Origin of the sequence: Wenyingzhuangia sp. 2_MG-2023, from assembly GCF_030548295.1 — a bacterium.
Classification (GTDB): Bacteria; Bacteroidota; Bacteroidia; order Flavobacteriales; family Flavobacteriaceae; genus Wenyingzhuangia.
Window position 1 is genome coordinate 478,883 of record NZ_JAUOSB010000001.1, and the last position, 24,942, is coordinate 503,824.

Annotated in this window: 27 protein-coding genes; 8 read left to right on the forward strand and 19 right to left on the reverse strand. The window is 31.9% G+C overall.

Going from position 1 to position 24,942, the window contains the following annotated elements; translation table 11 throughout:
* Window positions 1–18: 18 nt before the first annotated feature.
* The 10 genes from Q4548_RS01830 to Q4548_RS01875 form a co-directional block, all read right to left on the reverse strand.
* Window positions 19–684, reverse strand: coding sequence for a DUF4331 family protein (locus Q4548_RS01830; RefSeq protein ID WP_303450776.1), 666 nt, complete (start codon window positions 682–684; stop codon window positions 19–21).
* 157 nt (window positions 685–841) lie between these two features.
* Window positions 842–1,174, reverse strand: coding sequence for an MGMT family protein (locus Q4548_RS01835; protein ID WP_303450778.1), 333 nt, complete (start codon window positions 1,172–1,174; stop codon window positions 842–844).
* Between the two features lie 58 nt (window positions 1,175–1,232).
* On the reverse strand, window positions 1,233–1,904 hold the full coding sequence (trmB, locus tag Q4548_RS01840; RefSeq protein WP_303450781.1) for a tRNA (guanosine(46)-N7)-methyltransferase TrmB: 672 nt from the start codon (window positions 1,902–1,904) through the stop codon (window positions 1,233–1,235).
* Window positions 1,905–1,914: 10 nt separating this feature from the next.
* Complete coding sequence (locus tag Q4548_RS01845; RefSeq protein WP_303450784.1) at window positions 1,915–2,124, reverse strand: DUF6341 family protein; 210 nt, start codon at window positions 2,122–2,124, stop codon at window positions 1,915–1,917.
* A 75-nt stretch (window positions 2,125–2,199) separates the two neighbouring features.
* Entirely contained in the window at window positions 2,200–2,925 is a 726-nt protein-coding gene (locus Q4548_RS01850) for a metallophosphoesterase family protein (RefSeq protein WP_303450786.1), read from the reverse strand.
* 96 nt (window positions 2,926–3,021) lie between these two features.
* Complete coding sequence (gene pyk, locus Q4548_RS01855) at window positions 3,022–4,479, reverse strand: pyruvate kinase (RefSeq protein WP_303450788.1); 1,458 nt, start codon at window positions 4,477–4,479, stop codon at window positions 3,022–3,024.
* Between the two features lie 3 nt (window positions 4,480–4,482).
* Window positions 4,483–4,968, reverse strand: coding sequence for an IPExxxVDY family protein (locus Q4548_RS01860; RefSeq protein WP_303450790.1), 486 nt, complete (start codon window positions 4,966–4,968; stop codon window positions 4,483–4,485).
* 90 nt (window positions 4,969–5,058) lie between these two features.
* The gene (rnc, locus tag Q4548_RS01865; protein ID WP_303450792.1) at window positions 5,059–5,796 is read right to left on the reverse strand and encodes a ribonuclease III; all 738 of its coding nucleotides are present in this window, start codon (window positions 5,794–5,796) and stop codon (window positions 5,059–5,061) included.
* A gap of 5 nt (window positions 5,797–5,801) precedes the next feature.
* Window positions 5,802–7,055, reverse strand: coding sequence for a beta-ketoacyl-ACP synthase II (gene fabF / locus Q4548_RS01870; protein ID WP_303450795.1), 1,254 nt, complete (start codon window positions 7,053–7,055; stop codon window positions 5,802–5,804).
* 18 nt (window positions 7,056–7,073) lie between these two features.
* Entirely contained in the window at window positions 7,074–7,310 is a 237-nt protein-coding gene (locus Q4548_RS01875) for an acyl carrier protein (RefSeq protein ID WP_303450797.1), read from the reverse strand.
* A 180-nt stretch (window positions 7,311–7,490) separates the two neighbouring features.
* On the opposite strand from Q4548_RS01875, the gene Q4548_RS01880 reads away from it, so the two are divergent.
* Together Q4548_RS01880 and Q4548_RS01885 are read left to right on the forward strand one after the other, a co-directional pair.
* Complete coding sequence (locus Q4548_RS01880; RefSeq protein WP_303450798.1) at window positions 7,491–8,060, forward strand: phosphoribosylglycinamide formyltransferase; 570 nt, start codon at window positions 7,491–7,493, stop codon at window positions 8,058–8,060.
* A gap of 1 nt (window position 8,061) precedes the next feature.
* On the forward strand, window positions 8,062–8,700 hold the full coding sequence (locus Q4548_RS01885) for a ribonuclease H family protein (RefSeq protein WP_303450799.1): 639 nt from the start codon (window positions 8,062–8,064) through the stop codon (window positions 8,698–8,700).
* Between the two features lie 169 nt (window positions 8,701–8,869).
* Here Q4548_RS01885 and Q4548_RS01890 read toward each other — a convergent pair whose 3' ends face one another.
* Window positions 8,870–9,751 carry a septum formation inhibitor Maf gene (locus Q4548_RS01890; RefSeq protein ID WP_303450801.1) on the reverse strand — a complete coding sequence of 294 codons (882 nt, stop codon included), beginning with the start codon at window positions 9,749–9,751 and terminating at the stop codon, window positions 8,870–8,872.
* A gap of 82 nt (window positions 9,752–9,833) precedes the next feature.
* On the opposite strand from Q4548_RS01890, the gene Q4548_RS01895 reads away from it, so the two are divergent.
* Window positions 9,834–10,808: an acyl transferase gene (locus tag Q4548_RS01895; protein WP_303450803.1), complete on the forward strand. Its 975-nt coding sequence runs from the start codon at window positions 9,834–9,836 to the stop codon at window positions 10,806–10,808.
* Between the two features lie 4 nt (window positions 10,809–10,812).
* Here the strand turns inward: Q4548_RS01895 and Q4548_RS01900 are convergent, their stop codons facing one another.
* Window positions 10,813–11,220: a GNAT family N-acetyltransferase gene (locus Q4548_RS01900; RefSeq protein ID WP_303450806.1), complete on the reverse strand. Its 408-nt coding sequence runs from the start codon at window positions 11,218–11,220 to the stop codon at window positions 10,813–10,815.
* A 176-nt stretch (window positions 11,221–11,396) separates the two neighbouring features.
* Between Q4548_RS01900 and Q4548_RS01905 the strand changes: the two genes are divergently transcribed.
* Window positions 11,397–11,837 carry a YHS domain-containing (seleno)protein gene (locus Q4548_RS01905; RefSeq protein ID WP_303450808.1) on the forward strand — a complete coding sequence of 147 codons (441 nt, stop codon included), beginning with the start codon at window positions 11,397–11,399 and terminating at the stop codon, window positions 11,835–11,837.
* Between the two features lie 135 nt (window positions 11,838–11,972).
* Here the strand turns inward: Q4548_RS01905 and Q4548_RS01910 are convergent, their stop codons facing one another.
* The 5 genes from Q4548_RS01910 to Q4548_RS01930 all read right to left on the reverse strand — a co-directional run bounded on the left by Q4548_RS01910 (window position 11,973) and on the right by Q4548_RS01930 (window position 16,647).
* Window positions 11,973–12,821 (reverse strand): M28 family metallopeptidase, encoded by an 849-nt coding sequence (locus tag Q4548_RS01910; RefSeq protein ID WP_303450811.1) that lies wholly within the window; start codon window positions 12,819–12,821, stop codon window positions 11,973–11,975.
* A gap of 179 nt (window positions 12,822–13,000) precedes the next feature.
* A complete protein-coding gene (gene tyrS, locus Q4548_RS01915) occupies window positions 13,001–14,302 on the reverse strand; it encodes a tyrosine--tRNA ligase (protein WP_303450814.1) in 1,302 nt (433 codons plus the stop codon).
* 166 nt (window positions 14,303–14,468) lie between these two features.
* The gene (locus Q4548_RS01920; RefSeq protein WP_303450817.1) at window positions 14,469–14,897 is read right to left on the reverse strand and encodes a hypothetical protein; all 429 of its coding nucleotides are present in this window, start codon (window positions 14,895–14,897) and stop codon (window positions 14,469–14,471) included.
* Window positions 14,898–14,903: 6 nt separating this feature from the next.
* Window positions 14,904–15,479 carry an RNA polymerase sigma factor gene (locus Q4548_RS01925; protein WP_303450819.1) on the reverse strand — a complete coding sequence of 192 codons (576 nt, stop codon included), beginning with the start codon at window positions 15,477–15,479 and terminating at the stop codon, window positions 14,904–14,906.
* On the reverse strand, window positions 15,472–16,647 hold the full coding sequence (locus tag Q4548_RS01930) for a hypothetical protein (protein ID WP_303450822.1): 1,176 nt from the start codon (window positions 16,645–16,647) through the stop codon (window positions 15,472–15,474). The genes Q4548_RS01925 and Q4548_RS01930 overlap by 8 nt, the downstream gene beginning before the upstream one ends.
* 161 nt (window positions 16,648–16,808) lie before the next feature.
* Here Q4548_RS01930 and uvrC point away from each other — a divergent pair, with 161 nt between their 5' ends.
* Genes uvrC through Q4548_RS01945 form a run of 3 tightly spaced genes read left to right on the forward strand, consistent with a single transcriptional unit; the run spans window position 16,809 to window position 21,615 of the window.
* Entirely contained in the window at window positions 16,809–18,602 is a 1,794-nt protein-coding gene (gene uvrC / locus Q4548_RS01935; RefSeq protein ID WP_303450825.1) for an excinuclease ABC subunit UvrC, read from the forward strand.
* Window positions 18,603–18,615: 13 nt separating this feature from the next.
* The gene (locus Q4548_RS01940; RefSeq protein ID WP_303450828.1) at window positions 18,616–20,862 is read left to right on the forward strand and encodes a patatin-like phospholipase family protein; all 2,247 of its coding nucleotides are present in this window, start codon (window positions 18,616–18,618) and stop codon (window positions 20,860–20,862) included.
* Window positions 20,863–20,877: 15 nt separating this feature from the next.
* Window positions 20,878–21,615 (forward strand): hypothetical protein, encoded by a 738-nt coding sequence (locus tag Q4548_RS01945; RefSeq protein ID WP_303450830.1) that lies wholly within the window; start codon window positions 20,878–20,880, stop codon window positions 21,613–21,615.
* A 21-nt stretch (window positions 21,616–21,636) separates the two neighbouring features.
* On the opposite strand, the gene Q4548_RS01950 is transcribed toward Q4548_RS01945, so the two are convergent.
* Together Q4548_RS01950 and Q4548_RS01955 are read right to left on the reverse strand one after the other, a co-directional pair.
* Window positions 21,637–23,169, reverse strand: a complete 1,533-nt coding sequence (locus Q4548_RS01950; protein WP_303450832.1) for a ribonuclease E/G — start codon at window positions 23,167–23,169, stop codon at window positions 21,637–21,639.
* A gap of 299 nt (window positions 23,170–23,468) precedes the next feature.
* The gene (locus Q4548_RS01955; protein ID WP_303450835.1) at window positions 23,469–23,759 is read right to left on the reverse strand and encodes an HU family DNA-binding protein; all 291 of its coding nucleotides are present in this window, start codon (window positions 23,757–23,759) and stop codon (window positions 23,469–23,471) included.
* A gap of 134 nt (window positions 23,760–23,893) precedes the next feature.
* Here Q4548_RS01955 and mutY point away from each other — a divergent pair, with 134 nt between their 5' ends.
* Entirely contained in the window at window positions 23,894–24,934 is a 1,041-nt protein-coding gene (gene mutY, locus Q4548_RS01960; RefSeq protein ID WP_303450836.1) for an A/G-specific adenine glycosylase, read from the forward strand.
* Window positions 24,935–24,942 lie beyond the last annotated feature (8 nt).

Below are 24,942 nucleotides of genomic sequence, written 5' to 3' on the forward strand. Positions count from 1 at the left end.
ATTTTCAGTTTTTAAAGTTTATTGTTTTCTTTTTGTAGTTACCCAAGTGTTGATTGTTCCTGATCCGCCAATCATAGATTTTGGAACTTCTACCACAATGGATTTTACATTTGTTCCTGCAAAAGTATCTGCTCCAGGATTGTTAAACTCCGTTGCTGTTCCGCCAACAATTGCAGAATATTGAGCAAAGTCCATAAAGAAAGGGTCATCTCTCAACCCTGCAAATGCTTTAACTCCAGAAACAGAAGAAGCGTTTGTGGTAGCTGTAATTGCAGTAGTACCATAAGGAGTAATAGCAACACTACTTTTGTACATGTCTGATAAAAGTGTACTATTAGCACCCGTTTCATTTGGAGTAGCAGGTCCGTAGATGTACATTTTATCGTTACTTGGGATAGCTTGGATAACATAGTCTTCAACAAAATCACCATCAGTATCAATGTTAAACTCTACCAGTACATTTTCATCAAAACTTGCCGTTTGTGAATCTGTTGGTGAAATTAAACCTTGCACATTTGCAACAAATACTAAATTGTCTGTGTCCTCTCCTTGAAATGCATAAAAATCTGTGATGTCACTTGTACCACCTTTTACTGCTGGTGCATCAATGTGATCTGCTGCGATAATTGCACCAGATACAAGGGCTATGGATGCCAACCCTAATAAAATTTTACTTGTCTTCATAATTGTGTGTTTTTAGTTATTAAAACGATTACACAATTACTTACGATAGAAAGTTCAACTTGGTTTTAAAAAAAGTTTGTTTTTGTGAAAAAATCTACACAAAACAACACAACACACTAAACAACAGTCTATTAAAAAAAATGTTTTTTTGTGATTTTTACAATTCCTCACAAGGATTCCAATAAATTTGTTCTAAGTTTTGAACTTTATTGTCTTTTACTATTACACCTTCACTTTCTAAAAGCTGTTGCATTAGGTTTGTACCTTCAAAATGATGTTTTCCACTCAAAAGCCCAACTCTATTTACAACACGGTGTGCAGGAACACTCATATCTCCATGAGAAGCATTCATAGCCCAACCTACCACTCTTGCCGATGATTTTACACCTAAGTATTGTGCAATAGCTCCGTAAGAAGTTACACGCCCTTCTGGAATTTGTTTGGCAACTTGGTATACTCTTTTAAAAAAATCTTGCTTTTCTTCTTTCAAAATAGAGTTTCAATTTTATTCTATAAAAAAACCTCATTATTGCTAATGAGGTTCCTTATTAATATTTTAATTTAAATTTTAGATAGGTAATTGCTTTTCCCTTTTCTAAATATTGTGACTCATAATAAGTCTGAACTTGTGTTACTTCTTCTGGTGCACCTTCTTGCCTATACACATCATGATTTGCATACAAAACCTCTTGTCCTTGCCCATGCAAAATACCAATGGTATAACCATGCATAAACTCACTATCGGTTTTTAAGTGCATAATACCTTGCTCGTTTAAGATTTTATGATAACGTCTTAAAAAAGCATCACCCGTCATACGGTGTTTGGTTCTTTTGTATTTGATTTGTGGATCTGGAAACGTAATCCAAATTTCACTAATCTCATTTTCTGCAAAAATAAAATCAACCAACTCTATCTGTGTACGAATAAAAGCTACATTTGGCAGGTTGTCTTCTATTGCTGTTTTGGCACCTCTCCAAAAACGAGCTCCTTTGATATCAATTCCTATGTAGTTTACCTTTGGATTTCTTCTGGCTAAGGCAACCGTATATTCACCTTTTCCACATCCTAGTTCTAAAACTATAGGATGATTGTTCCCAAAATATTCACTCCACTTTCCTTGATGCACAAAGCCAGAAACCACTTCTTCTCTTGTCGGCTGTATGACATTGTCAAACGTTTCATTTTCATTGAAACGCTTCAATTTATTTTTACTTCCCAATCAGTATTTTTTATTTTGGTAAATCTTCTGTTCCTTCGTCTTTAAACTTTTTAGATTCTTTCATCCAGTAACCTAAATAAACCAACAATACAATTACAAACCCAAAGTTGATTGCGTTAGATAACCACCAGTTACCACTAAAACGTAGTGCTTTAAAAGGCAATAAAATTCCATTTGTAAATAAATCATCAATTGCGTGAAAGATGTTCAATGCTGTCATAATATTTTATATTGTATTAGCTATGCAAAAGTAATAAAAGTAATCAGATTAAAAATCTGAAACCTGTTTTTTATATCAATTTCTCCCTTTTTCATTTGGATACAAACTTGGCAAAGGATCGCTCTGCCAAAATTCTTTGGAATCAATGTCCATAATAGTCAACGGATTGGTAAAAGCTGCTCCCGTATCTACATTCCAAACACCAGACGCAAAGAAAGGCTCATCCCTATTTATTTTAGATAGTGGTGTATGTCCAATATAAACTTCTTTGTATAACTTTAACCTTTCTGGATAAAATTCGTCGTCTTTTGACAACTCTCTAGCAGCTAAAGCTGTTTCCCACAAAGACCTATCCCAATAAAATAATTTTGAAAAATGTTCTTGTTCTATCCCTTTTACGTTGGTAAAGCCAGCATGCAAGAACAGTCTGTTTTCAGTATCTAAATAGTAATTATCTAAATTTTCCAGAAAGAAAGAGTGTATTTTTATAAAATTATAAGATCTGTCTTTGTATGAATCTATTGTAGCTTGTCCTCCGTGCAGTAACCAATTAGGATTGTCTTTCCCTTTGTGCAACCACTCATAAAACAATTCATCATGATTTCCTTTTAAGAAAATACAGTTGTGAGAATATTTCAAAGAAATCAACAAATTGATCACTTCAAAAGATTCGCTCCATCCATCTACATAATCGCCTAAAAAAATCAACTTATCATCTGTGGTGACCTCTGCTCTTTCTAATATTTGTTCCAAAGCTTTAAAACCACCATGTATATCTCCAATTACTAAAGTTCTACCCATCTTAATTGTTTTTAACAAAAAAAAATTGTGTCACAAAATAAAAAAAGGAACTGAAAAAACAGTCCCTTTTTTTATTTTATATTAATTTTTCTTAAATTATTTTTTCAAATTTACTTTTGAAATACGAAGTGTGTTTACATCTCCTTGTTCCATAATAGGTGTAGAAGTTAGGTTGATCACCACATCATCATCTTGTAAATAACCACTTTCTAATGCAATGTTATTGACTTCTCTAATAATATCTGTAGAAAAAGGTGTGTTTGGCTCATAGAACCTACCTTTTACACCCCACATAATATTCATCATACCCAAAGTTCTTTTGTCATTAGAAAAGGCTAAGATTTGAGATTTTGGTCGTAAAGCAGAAATTTGTTGAGCTGTATAACCTGAGTTGGTAATGGTAGAAATTACTTTTGCATTGATATCTTCTGCAACCAATGCTGCTTGATGACATAGAGCATTTGTAATAGCTCTATCAGAATCAGTATCTGGTTTTGGTGATTTTCTAGGAACTTCAATCAAGCTAGAGTTTTCAACATCTAAAATAATCTGTCTCATTACCTTGATTACTTCATTAGGAAATGCTCCAACAGAAGTTTCTCCAGACAACATTACTGCATCTGCTCCATCCATAATAGAATTGGCAACATCGTTTACTTCTGCACGAGTTGGTACAGAATTTTCGATCATTGTCTCCATCATTTGTGTAGCAATTACTACAGGAATTTTAGCTTCTTTACATTTTCTTACCAACATTTTTTGAGCCAATGGTACTTCAGACATAGGAATTTCAACACCTAAATCTCCACGAGCCACCATAATTGCATCTGTATTGGCTATAATTGCATCAATATTGTCTAACGCTTCTGGCTTTTCAATTTTAGAAATTACTCTTGTTCTGTAAACTGAGATGTCAGAATTTTCTGCAATTAATTTATGAATATCATCTAAATCCGCTGGATTTCGTACAAAAGACAATGCCATCCAATCTACTTTTAATTCTAAAGCAAATTTTGCATCTTTAATATCTTTTTCTGTCAATGCAGGTAAAGAAACATTTGTATTTGGTAAGTTTACTCCTTTTTTAGATTTTAATGGACCTCCTCTTAAAACCTTAGTTGTAACTAAATTTTCGTTATTAGTTGCTGTAACTTCAAATAATAATTTTCCATCATCTACTAAAATCTTTTCACCAACTTTTACATCTTTTGGAAACTGCTTGTAAGTCATAAAGGCTTTCTCTTGAGTTCCTTCACACTTGTCAGTTGTAAAACTGAAAACATCACCTGGAGCCAACTCTACACCTTCTGCCATTACACCAACACGCAATTTAGGCCCTTGTAAATCCGCTAATATCGCTACATTAAAATCTAACTCTTCATTTAACTCTCTAATAATTTTAACATTATTAGTTACATCATCATAATCAGCATGTGAAAAATTAATTCTGAAAACATTTACTCCAGAGATCATTAATTCTTTTAGTATTGCTTTATTCCCTGATAAAGCAGGACCTAAAGTAGCAACAATCTTGGTTTTTTTAGTCTGTGACATATTTTAAAAAATTAAGTATTCTTTATGGTTTAGTTTTTTTATATCTACTGTATAGGATGTAATTACACCTTCTACTTGATTTATTTTTTTTAAAAGTTGCTTTATTTCTAGTTCCTCAAAATCTCCTTGAGCTTTTAGAATATAATCCGCATCTTTCAACTCTGATTGCAAATATACATAAGTACTACTAAATGAGGACTCTGTATCAAACAATCCTAACGATTTCACCTCTAAAGATTGGATTTCAAATTTATTTCTAACCAAATACCAATCTATTAAATTCTTTTTATCCTGATATTCAAAAGCAGAAAAACAAGCTTTCTTGCCTTCTATTACATAATCTAAATCTGGTGAAATTCTACCAAATTTAAAATGCAAATGACTATTTAATAAATACGCTAATTTAAAATCTTGTAATACCGAATGAACAGCAATTATATAATAATTTTGTTCCTCAAAATCACATAGAGTTAAATGATTAGCCGCCATATATACAATATTAAATAGGTAATCGTTCCATGACGAATTTAATTAATAGTAATCAATGCTAAAAAATATTATAACAATAAAACGCAAACGTTATAGTTTAGCAATATCTGATTGAAAAACATAATATGCTCGCTTTGCTGCCATTTCTTCAGCTCTTTTTTTAGAAGTGGCTCTTCCTTTAGAAATTACTTTTCCGTCTACTAATAACTTTACACTAAAGTGTTTTACTTTTTGATTCCCTGTATCTTCATAAACATCAAAAACTAAGTTTCTTTTGTTTTTTTGTGACCATTCAATCAACACCCCTTTGTAACTTGTTATTTTCCCTTCTAGCTTTTCAATATCTACATAAGGACCAATTACTTTTTTGTAAATAAACTTTACACAATAACCGTACCCTCTATCTAAATAAACAGCACCAATTAGTGCTTCAAACAAGTTTCCGTGTATATTATTTCCTATTTTGGATTTAGAAGTACTAGTACTTAAGAAAGACAACAAGTCTAAATCTTTCCCCAACTCATTTAAATGCTCTCTACTTACTATTTTAGACCGCATTTGAGTTAAATAACCCTCATTAGCATCAGGCACTTGATTGTACAAATAAGCAGCAATGATAGATCCCAACATTGCATCTCCTAAATATTCCAATCTTTCATAGTTTACAGACCGACCTTCTTTGTCCTTTATTTGCAAAGAAGCATGTGTAAACGCATTTTTATAAAAAGACAATTCCTTGGGCACAAACCCAATTACATTTTTTATTTGTTTATAAAAAATCTCGTCCGATTTCGAACGAGATTTTTTTATATTTTTAAAGAACTTCAAAAGTCTTAAGCTTCTAATTTTTTAAACAATACACACGCATTGTGTCCACCAAATCCAAAAGTGTTACTCATTGCAATTTTTACATCTCTCTTTTGAGCTTTGTTAATTGTCAAATTTAATTTTGGATCAATATTTTCATCTAATTCTTCATGATTTATAGTAGGTGGTACCATTCCATATTCAATTGCCAAGATAGATGCAATTGCTTCAACTGCTCCTGCAGCTCCTAACAAATGCCCTGTCATTGACTTGGTTGAATTGATGTTTAAATTATACGCGTGCTCTCCAAACACATTTTGTATTGCTTTTAATTCAGCAACATCTCCTAAAGGAGTTGATGTTCCATGTACATTTACTGTATCAACATCGTTAATTGTCAATCCTGCATTTTGCAAACAGTTCAACATTACTTTTGTAGCACCTAATCCTTGTGGATGTGGAGCCGTTAAGTGATGTGCATCGGCAGACAAACCACCTCCAACAACTTCACAATATATTTTAGCACCTCTAGCAACAGCGTGCTCATATTCTTCAAGAATAAGTGCTCCTCCTCCTTCTCCCATCACAAAACCATCACGGCTTTTGTCAAAAGGACGAGAGGCAGTAGCCGGATCTTCATTTCTTTGAGACAGTGCATGTAAAGCATTAAAACCTCCCATAGCCGCTCCTGTAACAGATGCTTCTGAACCACCCGTAACAATTACATCTGCATGTCCTAAACGAATATAGTTTAAGGCATCAATAATTGCGTTTGAGGAAGATGCACAAGCAGAAACTGTTGTAAAGTTAGGCCCTCTAAAACCGTATTTGATAGAAATATGCCCAGGAGCAATATCTGCAATCATTTTTGGGATAAAGAAAGGATTGTACTTTGGTGTACCATCACCATTAGCATAATTTACTACTTCTTGTTCAAAAGTATCAATTCCTCCAATTCCACATCCCCAAATTACACCAACTCTATCTGGATCTGTAGTTTCTAAATCTAGTTTAGAATTTACAATTGCCTCATCGGCAACCACCATTGCAAATTGTGTAAATTTGTCCATTTTACGGGCTTCCTTTCTGTGAATAAAATCATTCACATCAAAACCTTTTACCTCACAAGCAAAACGAGTTTTGAACTTGGCAGCATCAAAGTGTGTTATAGGTGCAGCACCGCTTTTACCATTCACTAAACCATCCCAATACTCTTCTATATTGTTACCGATTGGTGTCAATGCACCAAGTCCAGTTACTACAACTCGTTTCAATTTCATAAATAGATAATTTTCTAATTACTTTTTTGCTGCTTCGATAAAGCTTACAGCCTGACCTACTGTTCCAATGTTCTCAGCTTGATCATCTGGGATTTGAATATCAAATTCTTTTTCAAACTCCATGATTAATTCTACAGTATCTAAAGAATCTGCTCCTAAATCGTTTGTGAAGCTTGCCTCAGCATTTACTTCGTTTTCGTCAACTCCTAGTTTATCAACGATAATTGCTTTTACTCTTGCTGCAATGTCTGACATAGTATTATAATTTAATTAAGTTTAAAACCGGGACAAAAATAAAAAACTTTTGTTTGCACAAACAATGTTTCAGGCAAATATATTCACTAAGATAAAAAAAAATATCACATCTTTGTAACTTGTTTCACTAGAACTAACTCAAGTTAGGTCTCTAAAAATTCACTAGAAAGTCAATAAAACATGATTAAAATAGCCATTCTTGCTTCAGGATCGGGATCCAATGCAGAGAACATTTCACGTTACTTTTACGACCATAAAAATATAAAAATCTCCTACATTTTAAGCAACAAAAGGGATGCTTTTGTGCTTGAAAGAGCTAAAAAACTAGGAATTCCGAGCAAAGTTTTCTCTAATAAAGAGATGAAAGAGCAAGTTGACCTCTTAAACTTATTAAAAGTTGAGGCCGATTTTATTGTACTTGCTGGTTTTTTATTAAAAGTTCCTGAAAACATTATTGAAGCTTTTCCTAACAAAATCATCAACATCCATCCGGCTTTGCTACCCAATTATGGAGGAAAGGGAATGTATGGTATGCATGTACACCGAGCGGTTAAAGAAAATAAGGAAAGTGAAACAGGAATTACCATTCATTTTGTGAATGAAAACTATGATGAAGGAGCTATTATTTTTCAAGCAAAAACCAGTTTAACAGCAGAAGACAGCCCAGAAACTATTGCTGAAAAAATCCACACACTAGAACAAGAGCACTTTCCTAGAGTTTTAGAAGAAGTTATTAGCAAAGCGATGTAAAATGGCAAAAAACAAAAAGTATTATGTTGTTTGGAATGGTAAAACCAAAGGTGTTTTTAACAATTGGGGTGATTGTAAAAAAAATATTGATGGTTTTCAAGGAGCACAATACAAATCTTTCACTTCTAAAGAAGAGGCGGAAATTGCTTTTACCAAATCATACAACGATTATAAAGGTGTAAACACCCAAAAGCCAGTAATAGACAAAGCATTATTAGCTAAAATAGGACAGCCCAATATAAACTCTATTAGTGTAGATGCTGCCTGTAGTGGAAATCCTGGATTGATGGAATATAGAGGAGTAAACACCCAAACCAAACAACAGCTATTTATTCAAGGTCCTTTTAAGGATGGAACTAATAATATAGGAGAGTTTTTAGCTTTGGTTCACGGATTGGCCTATTTGCAAAAAGCAGGAAAATTTGAATTGCCTATTTATTCAGATTCCAGAACAGCAATCGCTTGGGTAAAAGCAAAACAATGCCGAACCAAAATAATGCCGAACGAGCACAACAAAATATTGTACGATTTGATCAAACGTGGCGAAAAATGGTTGCAAGAGAATACTTTTAAAAACCCTATTTTAAAATGGGAAACCAAAGTTTGGGGTGAAATTCCTGCTGATTTTGGGAGAAAATAATATATCAAAGATATCGTTCTCGACTTCGCTCGAACACCTATAACCTCGAAAGAACGTCAAGCAGAATCAAAATGTAATAACATGATTATTTAGTCAAATAATTACATTGAAACAAACTCAAAAAGTCATCAAGCGAAGTCGAGATGCAACATCAACAATAATTATCTCTCTATTCCAATCCCAACTCTTTTCTTAAATATGCATCCGAATTGCTATTCTTTTCCCAGTAAGCAATATTCAAACTCTTTTTTAAAGTAGCTTTTGTGGTCAACACTTTTTCTTTAGCTCCCCAACCACTTTTATACGTATCCGTCCATTCTAAAATTTTGTATGGAAAAGTATTTTCAAAAGTAATTTTTAAAGTTCTGTTTAAAGCGGGGTATTTTAATTGATAAACCGTAGTCATTTCTCCTTTGATTATTTTTCCCTCTGCCTGGTATGCTTTCACCTCATGATGAGAAAATCTTAAATACACAAAGTCGGGTACTATTTTAAAACTTCCTTGCGGAAGTGCTTTAGGAGTTAACCTTATTTTAGACCAAATATCATTTTCTAAAACAATATTTTTATCTAATTTTTTATCTTTAAATGTAGCTCCTTGAAAATAAGATGAATTGTTAATTTTAAAAACACCTTCATCATTTTTCAACTCTATATACTCTTGCCCACACCATTCTTGGGTAGAAGTACTTATTTTTAAAGAAGCATTAGGACTAGAAACAGGCATAAAACTACTCGTCATTACAGAATAAGGATAAATACCTGTATTAAACTTTCTTGTGGCGTTTAACTTTAACACACTTATATTTTCTGAATTTTGTTCGTCGGCCTTGGTATTGTACTTTTTAGAAAAAGGTTCGGTTACAAAAATATTTACTGCATTCCCTTTTCTTATTTCTCCATATCGTTCTTGTTCCAAATCATAACTTGTAATCTCTGCTTTACCAGCATACCAATACTCTTTAAATTGTTGATTAACTTCTGTTTTTACAGAATTTTGCGCACAAGCCGATGTTATAATTAACAGGCTTAAATATATAATATGTTTCATGAAATAGATTTTTTAATAGGTCGATACGATTTGAAATAGGTTACACCACGAATTTAATTATTTTTGCAACAGATTTATTGCCATGCACACATTCGATTTTTTAAGCACTACTCCAAAAAACTTTGAAAAACAAGCGTTAACTGTCTTTCAATATCAAGCTGTGCATTGTAAGGTTTACAAAGATTTTATCCATCTTTTAAATATAGATGTTAAAAGTATCCAACATGTAAATAAAATTCCCTTTTTACCTATTCAGTTTTTTAAAAGTCATTCTATTGTTAGCAATACCAATCCTATAGAAGAAATTTTTTTAAGTAGCGGAACAACAGGAATGAGTCAGAGTCAGCATTTAGTTGCAGATGTTTCTTTGTATGAAAAAAGCTATTTAAAAGCTTTTGAGCAATTTTACGGAGATATTACAGAATATACAGTTTTAGCTTTGCTTCCTTCTTATTTGGAACGTAACGGGTCTTCACTCATTTATATGGTAGAAGACCTCATCAACAAATCTAACAACCCAAATAGCGGATTTTATTTACACAATCATCAAGAACTTTATGATAAGTTACAAGAACAAGAAAGCAAACAAGCCAAAACTATTTTAATTGGGGTTTCTTTTGCTTTGTTAGATTTTATTGAAAAGTTCAATTGCAATCTAAAACACACCATTGTAATGGAAACTGGTGGAATGAAAGGAAAACGTAAAGAAATGATTCGTGAAGAATTGCATGCAGAACTTAAAAAAGGGTTTGGAGTACAAAATATTCATTCGGAATACGGAATGACTGAATTGTTAAGTCAAGCTTATTTTAATGATTCACAAAAATTTAATTGTCCACCTTGGATGAAAATTCTAATTCGCGATACCGAAGATGCTTTGTCTTTATTACCTATTGGAAAAAGTGGTGGAATTAATGTGATTGATTTAGCCAACGTAAACTCTTGTTCTTTTATTGCTACACAGGATTTAGGAAAAGTGTATAACGATGGAACTTTTGATGTGTTAGGTAGATTTGACAATTCTGACATTAGAGGTTGTAATTTATTGATACAATAAGCTATTATAAATCTAATTGCATATCTACATGGTTTATTCCATAATCTAAATAAGGACTTCCTGTTTCTTTGAACCCAAATAATTGATAGAACCCTGTTAAATGTTCTTGTGCAGATATTTTAACAATTCTATTTGACTTAGAATTATTAATAAAATTGATTGCTTTTGATATTATTTCTTTTGCATAACCTAAACCTCTATGTTTTTCTTCAATCAAAATCCTTCCTATTTTAACAACATTTTTACTATCAGTATATATTCTTAAATAGCCAACAAGTTCTCCATCTTCAAAAGCCAATAAATGATTTGATAATTTGTCGATAAAATCAATATCTGGATAGATACAATTTTGCTCTACAACAAATACATCTGATCGTAATTTTAAACAATCAAACAGTTCTAAAGTTGTCATTTTTGAAAAAGATACAATCTTAATATTCATTTTTCTCATCTACTTAAATTCAACACTAAATTACTCAGCTTTAAATATAGAAAACAATAACCCACAAACATTGTAAGCAAACTAAAATTGCTATTCTTTGTAATTCTTCAATCTCCTTTTCGACTACATTTCTATAAAAGCCTATTATGAAACAACTTATCATTTTATTCACCTTATTAATAAGTACCGTTTTTTACGGGCAAGAAAAAGATTACAATCTAAAAAAAGGATATATAGCCGAAGGTTACGACGTAGTTTCTTATTTTAACAACAAAGCCGAAGAAGGAAAAAAGGAATTCACCACTACGTATGATGGTGCTAAATTTAAGTTTGTGAGCAAACACCATTTAGAAACCTTTAAAAAGAATCCTAAGAAATATATTCCGCAATATGGAGGATGGTGTGCTTATGCTATTGGTGCTAACAACACAAAATATGACATCAATCCAAAAACTTTTGAAATTAGAGACGGAAAATTATACTTGTTCTACAATGCTTGGGGAACCAACACCTTGTCTAAATGGACAGATGAAGGACCAGACAAATTAAAAGAAAAAGCAGACCAAAATTGGTCATCCTATAAATAGTTTATTTTAGTTAAATATCAAAAACCTCTCAGGCATTTACAAAGACAAGAGAGGGTTTTTTGTAATTAATCCTGATTGATAAAGTACATTTTTTCAGTAGAAGTTGCTTTGGAAAAAATGGTTTGATAAATATATTCACAAATCAATGGTATCTTCTGGAGTGTGATATTGTTCATGTCCACCCGTATGCAATCCCATTACGGAAATATCTTTTTTGTAAAAAGACACATGGTCAGATCCTCCAACAGAACCTTTAAAAACAATAGGATTCAATCCTAAAGATTTCCCTAAATCTTTCATAAAGTCCTTTCCTCCTGGAAAAGTCCCTGCTCCATTTACATACACATGTTTTTTGGCATTTAGCCTCCCCACCATATCCATATTCATCATTAATTTTATTTGATTTAATGGCACTAATGAGTGTTCTACAAAATATTTACTTCCTAACAAACCTTGTTCTTCTGCACCAAACGCTATAAAAAGTACACTGCGTTTTAATTCTTTTTTATGATAAGATAATTTCTCTGCAATTTCTAACAAAGCAGAAACTCCACTAGCATTGTCATCAGCACCATGGTATACGACACCTCTCTTATCAGACTTTGCCGAAGGTCCTCCTAATCCTAAATGGTCGTAATGTGCTCCTAAAATAATGTATTCGTTTTTTAGTTCCGGATCATTTCCTTCTATAAACCCAACTAAATTCCACGTTTTAACACTAGGCTTCTCTCCTTGATCTACCTTAAGATCAGCATTAAATTCTTGTTTGTATTTCTTCGTAAAAGACTGTAAGCCTACTTTCTTAAACTCTTTTATCAAGTACTTCACCACTCTTTTATTTTCTTTTCCTCCTGGAATTCTACCAGCATTTTTATCAGAAACCAAAAACTGAATGTGGCTTTTAATTTCTTGGGTGGTAATTTCCTCTTGTGCAAAAATTTGAATGCTAAAAACTGCAAATAGTACTAATAAAACATTTTTCATATCGGGGTGTCTTTTTAAATAATTAGATTAAAGTACACCGTCAAAAATAACAAAGGTGTCATTCAACATTCATTTTATTCGACCAACGAAAGGTTTACTTCCCTAAAAGTCAAACATTCAAAAAACAAAAAGCCTTTTGCTGTTGCAAAAGGCTTTTTATATATGGTTCAAAAAACTACTTAAGAAACTACTTTTAATAAGTAATAATTTTTCTTTCCTCTTTGTAACAATACATAAGCTCCTGCAATTAAATCAGCCTCTGTAACCTTATAATCTTCTTTTACTTTTTCTTTATTCACAGAAATAGCGTTTTCTTTTAACGCACGTCTTGCATCCGAATTAGAATTTAAGAAATTGGTTTTTGCTGCCAAAGCACCAATCATATCCAATCCTTCTGTTAAATCTTCTTTACTAACTTCCGCTTGAGGTACTCCTTCAAACACGTCTAAAAAAGTTTGTTCGTCTAAAGATTTTAAATCCTCAGCAGTAGATTTTCCAAATAAAATATTAGATGCTTTTACCGCATTGTCTAAATCTTCTTGAGAATGCACCATTACAGTTACCTCTTCTGCCAATCTTTTTTGTAACAGACGTAAATGTGGAGCTTCGTTATGCTCAGCAATTAACGTTTCTATTTCTTCTTTGGTTAAAAAAGTAAACTTTTTAATAAAATTCTCTGCATCTTCATCAGAAGTGTTTAACCAATATTGATAAAACTTATATGCCGATGTTCTATTTTTATCTAACCAAATATTTCCTCCTTCAGATTTTCCAAACTTAGTTCCATCTGCTTTGGTAATTAACGGACAAGTCATGGCATAGGCTTTTCCTTGTGCTTTACGTCTTACCAATTCTGTACCTGTAGTAATGTTTCCCCATTGGTCAGAACCTCCCATTTGTAATTTACAATTCTTGTTTTCGTACAAATGCAAGAAATCGTATCCTTGAAACAATTGGTAGGTAAACTCTGTAAAACTCATTCCATCTGCACCATCATCACCAGTAATACGCTTTTTTACAGATTCTTTGGCCATCATGTAGTTGACCGTTAGGTGTTTTCCAATATCTCGAACAAAATCAATCAAAGAAAATTCTTTCATCCAATCGTAATTGTTCACCAATTCTGCAGCATTTTCTGCATCTGAATTAAAATCTAAAAAACGCTCTAGTTGACCTTTTACTCCAGCAACATTTTTAGCCAACGCTTCTTCATCTAACAAATTACGTTCTGCCGATTTTCCCGATGGATCTCCAATCATTCCTGTAGCACCACCAATTAAAGCAATGGGTTTGTGTCCTGCTTTCTGAAAATGCATCAATACAATAATCGGAATCAAACTTCCAATATGTAAAGAATCTGCCGTTGGATCAAAACCAATATATCCAGAAGTTACTTCTTCTGCTAATTGTTCTTCAGTTCCGGGCATGATGTCATGCATCATTCCTCTCCATTTCAATTCTTCTACAAAGTTGTAAGCCATTTTTAAAAATTTTGAGCAAAGATACTTTTTCAAATGACAATTTGCAATGTACAAACGGCAATTACCCATCAACAACCCGTAATTATACAAACTTGAGCATTCCCCTATCGGGTCATTTGATTTTATCAAACACAAAAAGATATCACTGCAATTCCTAATGCAAAACTTACCAATGAATGACAAAGGCCGACGGATACTCTTCTTTATCTATTGTTATACTTTTCTTTAAAATCATTAGTGTATCTAATGTTTTACCATTCGTTTCTACCGCATACGAAGGGGATTGTATACTCTTTTTAGTTAACATAAACGTAGATAAAATAGCAATTACCAAAACAGCTGCTACTTGATAAGTAGGTATTTTATAATTCCACCATTTTCTTTTTCCCAAAGTCTTTTCCTTAAATGTATTTTTGGATGTTATCAACTCAATCTCATCATCTTTTTCTTTAAAACCTTCAACAACATCTCTAAAGTCATTATATTCTTGTTTGCTTAATTCTTTAGCTACCATTTCTCTTTCTAAATCATTCAGTTCTTCGTAAGATTTTATGGCTAGTAAATCAAAAATCTTCTCATTATTTATTTCTTTCATAATAGTCTACTGATTTTTTACATTCATGATTTCTTTTATCTTTTTCATCGCGTAAAACAATCTAGATTTTACAGTTCCTTCGCTACATTTGTATATTTCACTAATTTCTTTAATGCTTAAATTAGAAGAATACTTTAGTACAAACACATCTTTATGACTCTCTGACAAATGTTTTAAGGCCTCAATTACCTTCAGCATTTTAGAATCATCTGTTGTAACAGAAGAAGTTGTTTGATCTAAAAATTGTGATTCACTTAAAATACGATCTCTATTTTTAACATTTCTCCACTCATTTTTTAATTTGTTTTTAGCCGTAACATACACCCATGTTTTAAAATTTTCATCTGCATTATACAATTTAGGATTGCTATATAATTTACTAAAAACCCCCTGTACAATATCCTTGCTCAAATCTATATCTTTAGCCATCCAACCTATGTATTTCGTTAACGGATTGAAATATCTTTTATACACTTCTTCAAATGCTAATTCGTTATTTTCCAATGCAAAAAGTTTCATGAGCTCTTCATCTGAAAAACTCACAAACTCTTTTGCTTTCTGTTTAGAAATCTTTTTACTCATACCAAGATAGAATCTCTTGTTTACGTCCGCTATCATCCAAAATCTTAGTTATTAAAGCATCGCACTTCTTCATCATTTTTTGATTGTTGGTAGCTGTATAATGCTTTTTTAATTTCATCAAACCAGGAATATAGCTAATATTTAGTGTTTTTTTAACCATGTCTGATTGTGGATGATTTTGAAAATCTGAAAACAAATAATCTAAATACAGCACTTCTTCAAAATTATGTTTTGTAAGTATTAAATTATCAATCACCTCATCGCTATAAGTAAAAGAAACTCCTGTTAAATACATTTTTTCTTTAATCTGTAATTCCTCAAATAATTTAATATCTGTACCACAATCAAAATGAATCGCCCTAGTTTTACCTACTTGCTCAATAATATAGCTCAGTAATTTATTTTTATAAACTTCTTTGTCTTTGAAACCTGAAACAGATCTATAAAACGGATTTATATTCAGCTTAAAAAAAACTCCTTTTCTATATTCGTCACTATCCACCATCAACCATTCATTAATAATCAATACATCGTTTCTTATCGATGAACCTGTTTGCAAAACCCATTTTGGTAAGGTATCTAAATCCCCATGAGTAATTATAATAGACTCCGGATTAGCAACATTTAAAGAATTTAAATTCCATTGATACAAAGCATTTGCATAAAGGTTAGATGATAGAATTTTATTAGCAATTACAGCTGCTTTTTCTGTTTGCCATTTGGTTATATAATAGATAAGCAACTCTTCATATGTCTCTTTTCTTTCGGGAGAAATACTGTAGGCTTTTGAGGCTAACTTAAAAGCTTCTTTTTTATTTATTGTGTTTGTTGATTTTAACCAATAGTACTCAAAACTATTGGGGAGGTTTTTATGTAAATTTTCTAAAATTGGATCTAATTTTCTAAATACTTCTGCTCTATTCTCTACCCAAAACTTATAATCTTCTTTTTGATAAACAGCCCTTTTAGCTTTGTAATAATTAACCCAAGCTTTTTTATCTTTTGGATTGTTAGCCAATTTTTCTTTCCACAGCTCACTCTGAGTTTTATAATATTGTAGCCCTTTTTGTTCGTTAGCAATTCCTAATATTTCTTTGGCTTGTTGTGCATTGCTTTCAAAACTTAAAAAAGAAATAGTTAAGAAGATGAATAATTTTAATGTTTTCATATTTTTATTTAATGGTTCAATATTACTACACTTAAAAAATCTAAAGGTTCAATATTTTCATTTATTTATTTTTTGCTGTTGTAATTTCTAACTAAATATTTTACCAAGCATCCATCCCAATCTTAGTAAACTCAATCAACATTATTGTTTAAATTTACCATGTGAATAGCAATATAAAACTTAAAATAGCCGTTTTACCTTCTACCCCTGGAGTATATCAATACTTTGATAAGGAAGGAACCATTATTTATGTAGGTAAAGCCATCAATCTAAAAAAAAGAGTCAGTAGTTATTTTACCAAAAAGCACGAAGATGGTAAAACACGAATTCTAGTATCTAAAATTGTAGACATCAAACACATTGTAGTAGCTACAGAAACAGATGCGCTTTTACTAGAAAACAATCTAATTAAAAAATACAAACCCAAATACAACGTATTATTAAAAGACGACAAATCTTACCCTTGGATTTGTATTAAAAAAGAACGTTTTCCTAGAATTTTTGTTACCCGAAGAATGATCCGTGACGGATCTGAATATTTTGGTCCTTACACCAATGTAAAAACTGCTTATGCTTTGTTAGATTTAATCAAGGAGCTTTATCAAATTCGTAGTTGTATGTTTGATTTGAGTCCTGAAAACATCAACTCTGGAAAGTTTAAGGTTTGTTTAGATTATCATATTAAAAAATGCAAAGGTCCTTGCGAAGGTTTGCAGTCCGAAAACGCTTACAACGCACAAATTTCTGCCATTAAAAACATTATTAAAGGGAATTTTAAAGAATCTATAAAAGCTTTTAATAACATGATGCATGAATTTGCTGCCAACATGGAATTTGAAGAAGCTCAAAAAATTAAAGAAAAAATGGATTTGCTTGCTAATTATCAGGCAAAATCTACCATTGTAAATCCTACCATCAACAATGTTGATGTATTTTCTATTTTATCTGACGATGCTGCCGCATATATCAACTTTTTTAAAATTTCTAACGGATCTATCATTCAATCTCACACCATAGAAATCAAGAAAAAACTAGAAGAAACAGATAAAGAACTATTAGAACTAGCCATTGTGGAATTAAGAGAGAGATTCAATTCTATTAGTCCAGAAATTTTAGTTCCGTTTAAAGTAAATGTGGGTGAACATATAAAAGTGACTGTTCCCAAACAAGGAGATAAATTACGTGTGGTAGAACTTTCTTTACGCAACGCAAAATACTACAGACAAGAACAATTTAAACAAGTACAAATTGTAGATCCAGAGCGACATACCAAACGAATTATGGCTCAAATGAAAAAGGATTTACGCTTGAGTGCCGAGCCTAGACATATAGAGTGTTTTGATAATTCAAACATTCAAGGAACACATCCTGTAGCTGCTTGTGTGGTTTTTAAAGATGGAAAACCTAGCAAAAAAGATTATAGACATTTTAATATTCAAACCGTTGTAGGGCCTGATGATTTTGCTTCTATGGAAGAAGCAGTTCACAGACGTTACAAACGTTTACTAGAAGAGGATCAGCCACTACCACAATTGATATTAATTGATGGAGGAAAGGGTCAATTGTCATCAGCCTTAAAAAGCTTAGATCTTTTAGGATTACGAAACAAAATTGCCATTATTGGTATTGCCAAAAGACTAGAAGAGTTATTTTTTCCAGACGATCCTATTCCTTTGTATTTAGATAAAAAATCGGAAACGCTTAAAATATTACAACAACTAAGAAACGAAGCGCATAGATTTGGAATTACACATCACAGAAATAGACGTAGCAACACGGCTTTAAATTCAGAACTAGAAACCATTCCTGGCATAGGGAAACAAAGTGTCGAAAGTTTACTTCAATATTTTAAATCTGTCAAAAGAATAAAAGAAGCCAATTTAGAACAATTAAGCAGTGTTTTAGGCGTTTCTAGAGCTAAAAAAGTCCAAGCTTATTTCTTGAAAAAAGAGTAACTTTCGTACTATTATGTTGAAACACTTTCTAATTCTATTAAGTTTATTTTCCTCATTCGTTTTCAGTCAAAAAAGCGAACAAAAAAACGACTCTATAAAACCCAAAATAGGATTGGTATTAAGTGGTGGAGCAGCCAAAGGCTTTGCACATATTGGTGTTTTAAAAGCTATTGAAGAAGCTGGTTTAGAACTGGATTATATTGCTGGTACTAGTATGGGAGCTGCTGTGGCAGCTTTATACGCAACAGGATATTCCGCTAAACAAATAGACTCTATTATTATGTCTATTGATTTTACCAAAATGCTTACTGATGACATTGACAGAAAATACAATTCCTTTTTTGATAAAAAAAATAATGAAAAATACATTCTAAAACTACCTATCAAAAATTTTAAAATTGGTTTGCCTATTGCACTTTCTAAAGGACAAAGCACTTACAATAAATTAAGTGAACTGTACCATCCTGTAGATCATATCACCGATTTTTCAAAACTGCCTATTCCTTTCTTTTGTATTGCCACCAATATAGAAACAGGAAAACAAGTAGAAATAAACTCTGGTTCTCTTGCTTTAGCTGTTAGATCTAGTGCCTCTTTACCCACACTTTTGGCTCCAAGTGTTATAGACTCTGTAACTGTTATAGATGGTGGAATTTCTAACAACTTTCCCATCAAAGAAATGCGAGACAAAGGCATAGATTATGTTATTGGAATAGATGTACAAGGAAGTTTGAAAAAACAAAGAAATCTTGATTCCGCCGTAAAAGTTATCGATCAAATTGTAAACTTTCAACTGTATGGTAAAGATTCTACAAGTTTAAAACAAGATGTTGATTTGTATCTCCATCCAGATGTTAGAGAATTTAGCATCATTGATTTTGATAAAAAAAGACAAATTATAGATGCTGGTTACGAAAAAGCAAAATCGTACATTCCTCAATTGAAAAAATTAGCACAAGAACAACCTCTACAAAAAGAAAAGAAAAAATTAATTTTAGACACCAAAAAACATATTGTAAACAGCTACGAAATTACAGGAGCTAAAAACTATACCAGACGTTATATTAGAGGTAAATTAAACTTTAAAAAAGGGCAAAAAATATCTCTCCAAGAGTTCAATAAGAACATCAATTACGCAACAACAACAAACAATTTTAGTAGTATTTTTTATTCTTTTCTAGAAAAAGATTCTGTTGTAGATTTAAAAATTCAGCTTACCGAAAATCCTGAATATAAATTTTTGAAATTAGGAGCTCATTACGATCCGCTCTACAAATTAGCTGGTCTCGTAAATTACACTCACAAACACCTTTTGATTCAAAACGACATGATTTCCATTGATCTAGCTTATGGTGACAATGTAAGATATGACATCAACTATTTTATAGACAATGGAAACTTTTTAAGTTATGGACTCCATTCTAGATTCAATCAATTTGAAACTGTTGTAAACAGCAACAATATTACTAATAGATATGGATTTGACTTTAGTGATGTGAATCAAATCAATTTTGAATACGAAGATTTTACCAATTACATCTATACGCAAGCCAATTACCTAAACAAATATGCCATTTCAATAGGAATGGAACACAAACACATACGCTCTTTCACCAATAATTTTTCTTCTACCGAAGATGATGTTAGAGCTTTTTTTGACGATAGTCATTACCTAACTATTCTTGGAAAACTTGAAGCAGATACTTATGATAAAAAAAGTTTTCCCAACAAAGGAGTCTTGGTAAATGCCACTTGGAGATCTTTTTTAACGTCTACAGACTTTGGTAAAAATTTTACACCTTTCTCACAAGTAAGACTTACTATGGAAGGTATTTGGACTTTATCAAATAGGTTATCCTTTTTTGGACAAGGGGATGGTGCTCTTAGTTTTACAGAAGGTACTTTGCCTAATTTTAACTATGCTTTAGGAGGTTATGGTAAGAGTTTTATCAACAACTTTATTCCTTTTTATGGCTACAAATTTTCTGAGCTAGAAGGAAATTCCTTTCTAAAAACTTTGGGAACTTTACGATATCGCTATTACAAAAAAAACTACATCAACTTTACAACCAACTATGCCATTGTTTCCAACAACATTCTTGATTTGATGAGAACTGAATCCTTTTTTAAGAATGCAAAAACAGGATACGCTATTGGATTGGGGAGCGACACTATTTTAGGACCGTTTGAAATAAATTATGCTTGGTCTCCAGAAAACCGATACAAAACCGTATATATTAGTGCTGGTTTTTGGTTTTAAACATACAAAGGAATTATGAATCTTATCGAATTTAACAAAAGAACACATTTTTCACTATTCTTAATTCTTCTCTGGACTCCTTTTCTCTTTTTTGATTCCGTATATTTTGACCAACAATTTTTTGATGGAAAAACAATCACCACGATTATTGTTCTTTGTATAGCTGCCTTTTTACTTTGGACAGCTCCTTTGAGACTGAAAATTCTTATGTTTATAATGATTCCTCTTTCTTGGTTTGGAGAATATCTTTTTAGCGATTTGTTTGACATGTACGACTATAGAGACGGAACAATTCCTTTCTATGTTCCTTTTGGACACGCTGGTGTATATACCTTAGGATGGCTTTTAACTCAAAAATATGTAACTCCAAAAAACACTGAAAACGTAAAAAAAATAGTGGGTTGGTTTTATATAATAGCATTCCCTTTTGTGATTTTCATTCTAAAAGACACTTTAAGTTTACTTCTCGGAGTCTTATTTTTCTTTGCCTTAAAACGAAAAAATTTCTTGCCCTTTTATCTTGTTATGGGTCTACTAGTCCTTTATTTAGAACTGATAGGAACCTATTTAGAAGTATGGAAATGGCATTCAGACCAAGGTATATTTCACACCGTTAATCCACCACTTGGAGCCATTTTCTTATATGTTGGTGGTGACTTAACCTTGAACAAATTAACAAGGTTTTTATTGAAAAAAAGAAGGAAGATTGCTCAGAATTACAAACATAAAAAAAGCTTTACCAGTGTGAACTGATAAAGCTTAATTGATATGATTTTACTTTTTAAAAGAAAACTTATATTGTAGATACATATAAGCATCTCTAGGTATTATTTTTATCCATTTTTTGTGTTCCGCAAACCATTTTCTCTGTTGAGAATATAGTTTTCTGTTTAAGTAAGCAGCCACAAAAGGATGTACATGTAAAAAGATTTTTTCTTGACGCTTATTGTCATTAGATAAGATTTTTCTTAGTTCAAAATCAATCTTACTAATCAGCACGATAGGTGCTTCTACCTCTCCACTTTGATTTGGATTGGGTTCTCTCGTTTTTATATTCGTTTCCGGACGGACACGTTGACGAGTAATTTGCACTAAACCAAACTTACTTGGAGGTAAAATTTTGTGTTTGGTTCTGTCTGTTGCCATTTCATTTTTAAGGTGTTCGTAAAGTTGTTGTCTGTTTTCATTGCTATTCATGTCAATAAAATCAATCACAATAATACCACCCATATCTCTTAATCGCAACTGACGTGCAATCTCAGTTGCTGCTATTAGATTCACTTCAAGCGCTGTGTCTTGTTGTGTATTGGCTTTGTTAGATCTATTTCCACTATTTACATCAATTACGTGTAACGCTTCTGTGTGTTCTATCACCAAATATGCCCCTTTACTCATGGAGACTGTTTCTCCAAAAGAAGCTTTTATTTGTCTTTCGATACCGTATTTTTCAAATATAGGAATATTCCCATCGTAGTCTTTTACAATTCCAACTTTCTCAGGATCAATTTCTTCAATATAATCTCTGATTTCATTAGCCAATTGATCATCATCAACAACTATATTCGTAAAAGAATCATTTAAAACATCTCTTAGTATAGAAGATGCTCTATTCAACTCACTCAAAACTTTTGTAGGTGTATTTGTATTTGGAATACGTTCACACATTTCTACCCAGCGTTGTAGTGAATTTTGTAAATCTTTGTCTAATTCTGCAACTTTTTTGTCTTTTGCTACTGTGCGCAGAATTAGCCCAAACCCTTTCGGTTTGATACTTTTTGCCAATTTCTTAAGTCTTTCTTTTTCCTTAGGATCTTCAATCTTTTGGGAAACAGAAACTCTGTTTGAAAAGGGCACTAATACTAGATATCTCCCAGCTATGGACAACTCAGAACTAATTCGTGGTCCTTTGGTTGATATCGGTTCTTTTACAATTTGAACGAGAATATTTTGCTTTGGTTTTAACACCTTGTCAATTGTACCTCCTTTGTCAATATCTTTTTCAAATTGAAACTTGTTAAGCGTAAAATCTTTATAATTACCTGTACTTACTTTCTTTAAAAAACTGTTTAGAGATTGAACTTGAGCTCCCAAATCATGGTAATGTAAAAAACCATCTTTGGCATAACCAACATCAACAAAAGAGGCGTTTAAACCTTTTAATACTTTTCCTGCTTTGGCTAAAAATATATCACCTACTGATATTTTATTATCATTAGATTCATTATTTAACTCAATTAATCTACCATCTCTAAGCAATGCAAAATCAATATCAGAAGAATTTGAACGAATAATTAATTCTAATTTCATCCTGATTTGTTTTAAATGCTACTTGTGTAACACGATTAAAAATAAGTGTATTGATAATTAAGACGCGAGTCTTAATGTCAATGAACGTGTTATGGTTTTACAAAACCATAAAAAACAAGAAAAAGTAAGTTTAAAACTTACTTTTTCTTATGTCTGTTAGCTCTTGATCTTTTTTTACGTTTGTGAGTAGAGATCTTAGCTCTTTTTCTTTTTTTACCGCTTGGCATAATTTATAATTTTAAAGTCTCTACTTTTAATAGATAGAGATAGTTAATAATCTATTTATTTTCTTGTCTTTTTTACTTTACTTCTACCTTAGCTTTAACACCTTCAGTAAATGTTTTAGCAGGTTTAAATGCTGGTATATTATGAGCAGGAATTTTGATAGTGGTGTTTTTAGAAATGTTTCTTCCTGTTTTTTCAGCTCTAGTTTTAATTACAAAACTTCCAAAACCTCTTAAGTAAACATTGTCACCTTTTTCCAAAGCACTTTTCACTTCATCCATAAACGCCTCAACAGTTGCCAAAACATCAGCTTTTTCAATTCCTGATTTATCTGCAATGGTTGTAACTAAATCTGCTTTCGTCATTTCTTATTAAATTTTATGTTATTTCTAGAAAAAAATTGAGGATGCAAATATATGATAATTAATTAATACTAAAAACATTACCCATCAAATTTTAACAGAACTTTCTGTAAGTTTGCATTCCTAGATACAAATATATGGAATTTAATAACATACTGGAAACGTGGTATTTAAACAACAAAAGAGATTTACCTTGGCGAAAATCGTCAAACCCATACTTTATTTGGATTTCAGAAATCATCTTACAGCAAACTAGAATTCAGCAGGGATTAACCTATTATAACACATTTATTAGCCACTATCCAACCGTGCAAGATCTTGCCAATGCGCACGAAGATCAAGTGTTAAAAGACTGGCAAGGACTCGGCTATTACTCAAGAGCCAGAAACCTCCATTTTTCTGCAAAATACATTTGTGAAGAATTAAACGGTCAATTCCCTAAAACCTACAAGGAGTTATTAAAACTAAAAGGAGTAGGTGATTATACTGCTTCTGCAATCGCTTCTATTTGTTATAACGAAAAAGCTGCTGTGGTAGACGGAAATGTATACCGAGTTTTGTCTCGTTACTTTAATATTGACATTCCAATAAACTCTTCTAAAGGAATCAAATATTTTAAGGAATTGGCTCAAGAACTCATCCAAAATGCAAATCCTAGGGAATACAATCAAGCGCTTATGGATTTTGGATCTATGGTTTGCAAACCTCAAAATCCGTTGTGCGAAGTTTGTCCTTTACAAAATAGATGTTTGGCAAAATCAAAAAACACAATTGATGTATTACCCGTTAAAGAGAAAAAAATCACTGTCAAAAAAAGATATTTTAATTTTATTGTTTTAGATGATGGTCAACACACTATTTTAGAAAAAAGAACCACTAACGGAATTTGGAAAAACTTGTATCAATTTCCGTTGATAGAATCTTCAGAAATTATTGATGAAAAAACTTTAACTAAAGATGATTTCTTTAACAATTATCAAAAACCTGAAGATCATTTAACACTTTTTAATCCAGAATCTTGGGTACACAAGTTGAGTCATCAACATTTATATACTAAATTTTGGATTTTAAAAACTGATAAAATAACATCCAAGTCTTTAATACAGTGGAAAAACATAGAAAAATATGCCATTTCAAAACTGATACACAAATTCTTAGAGATGTACCAAACCAAATAATTTTTCGT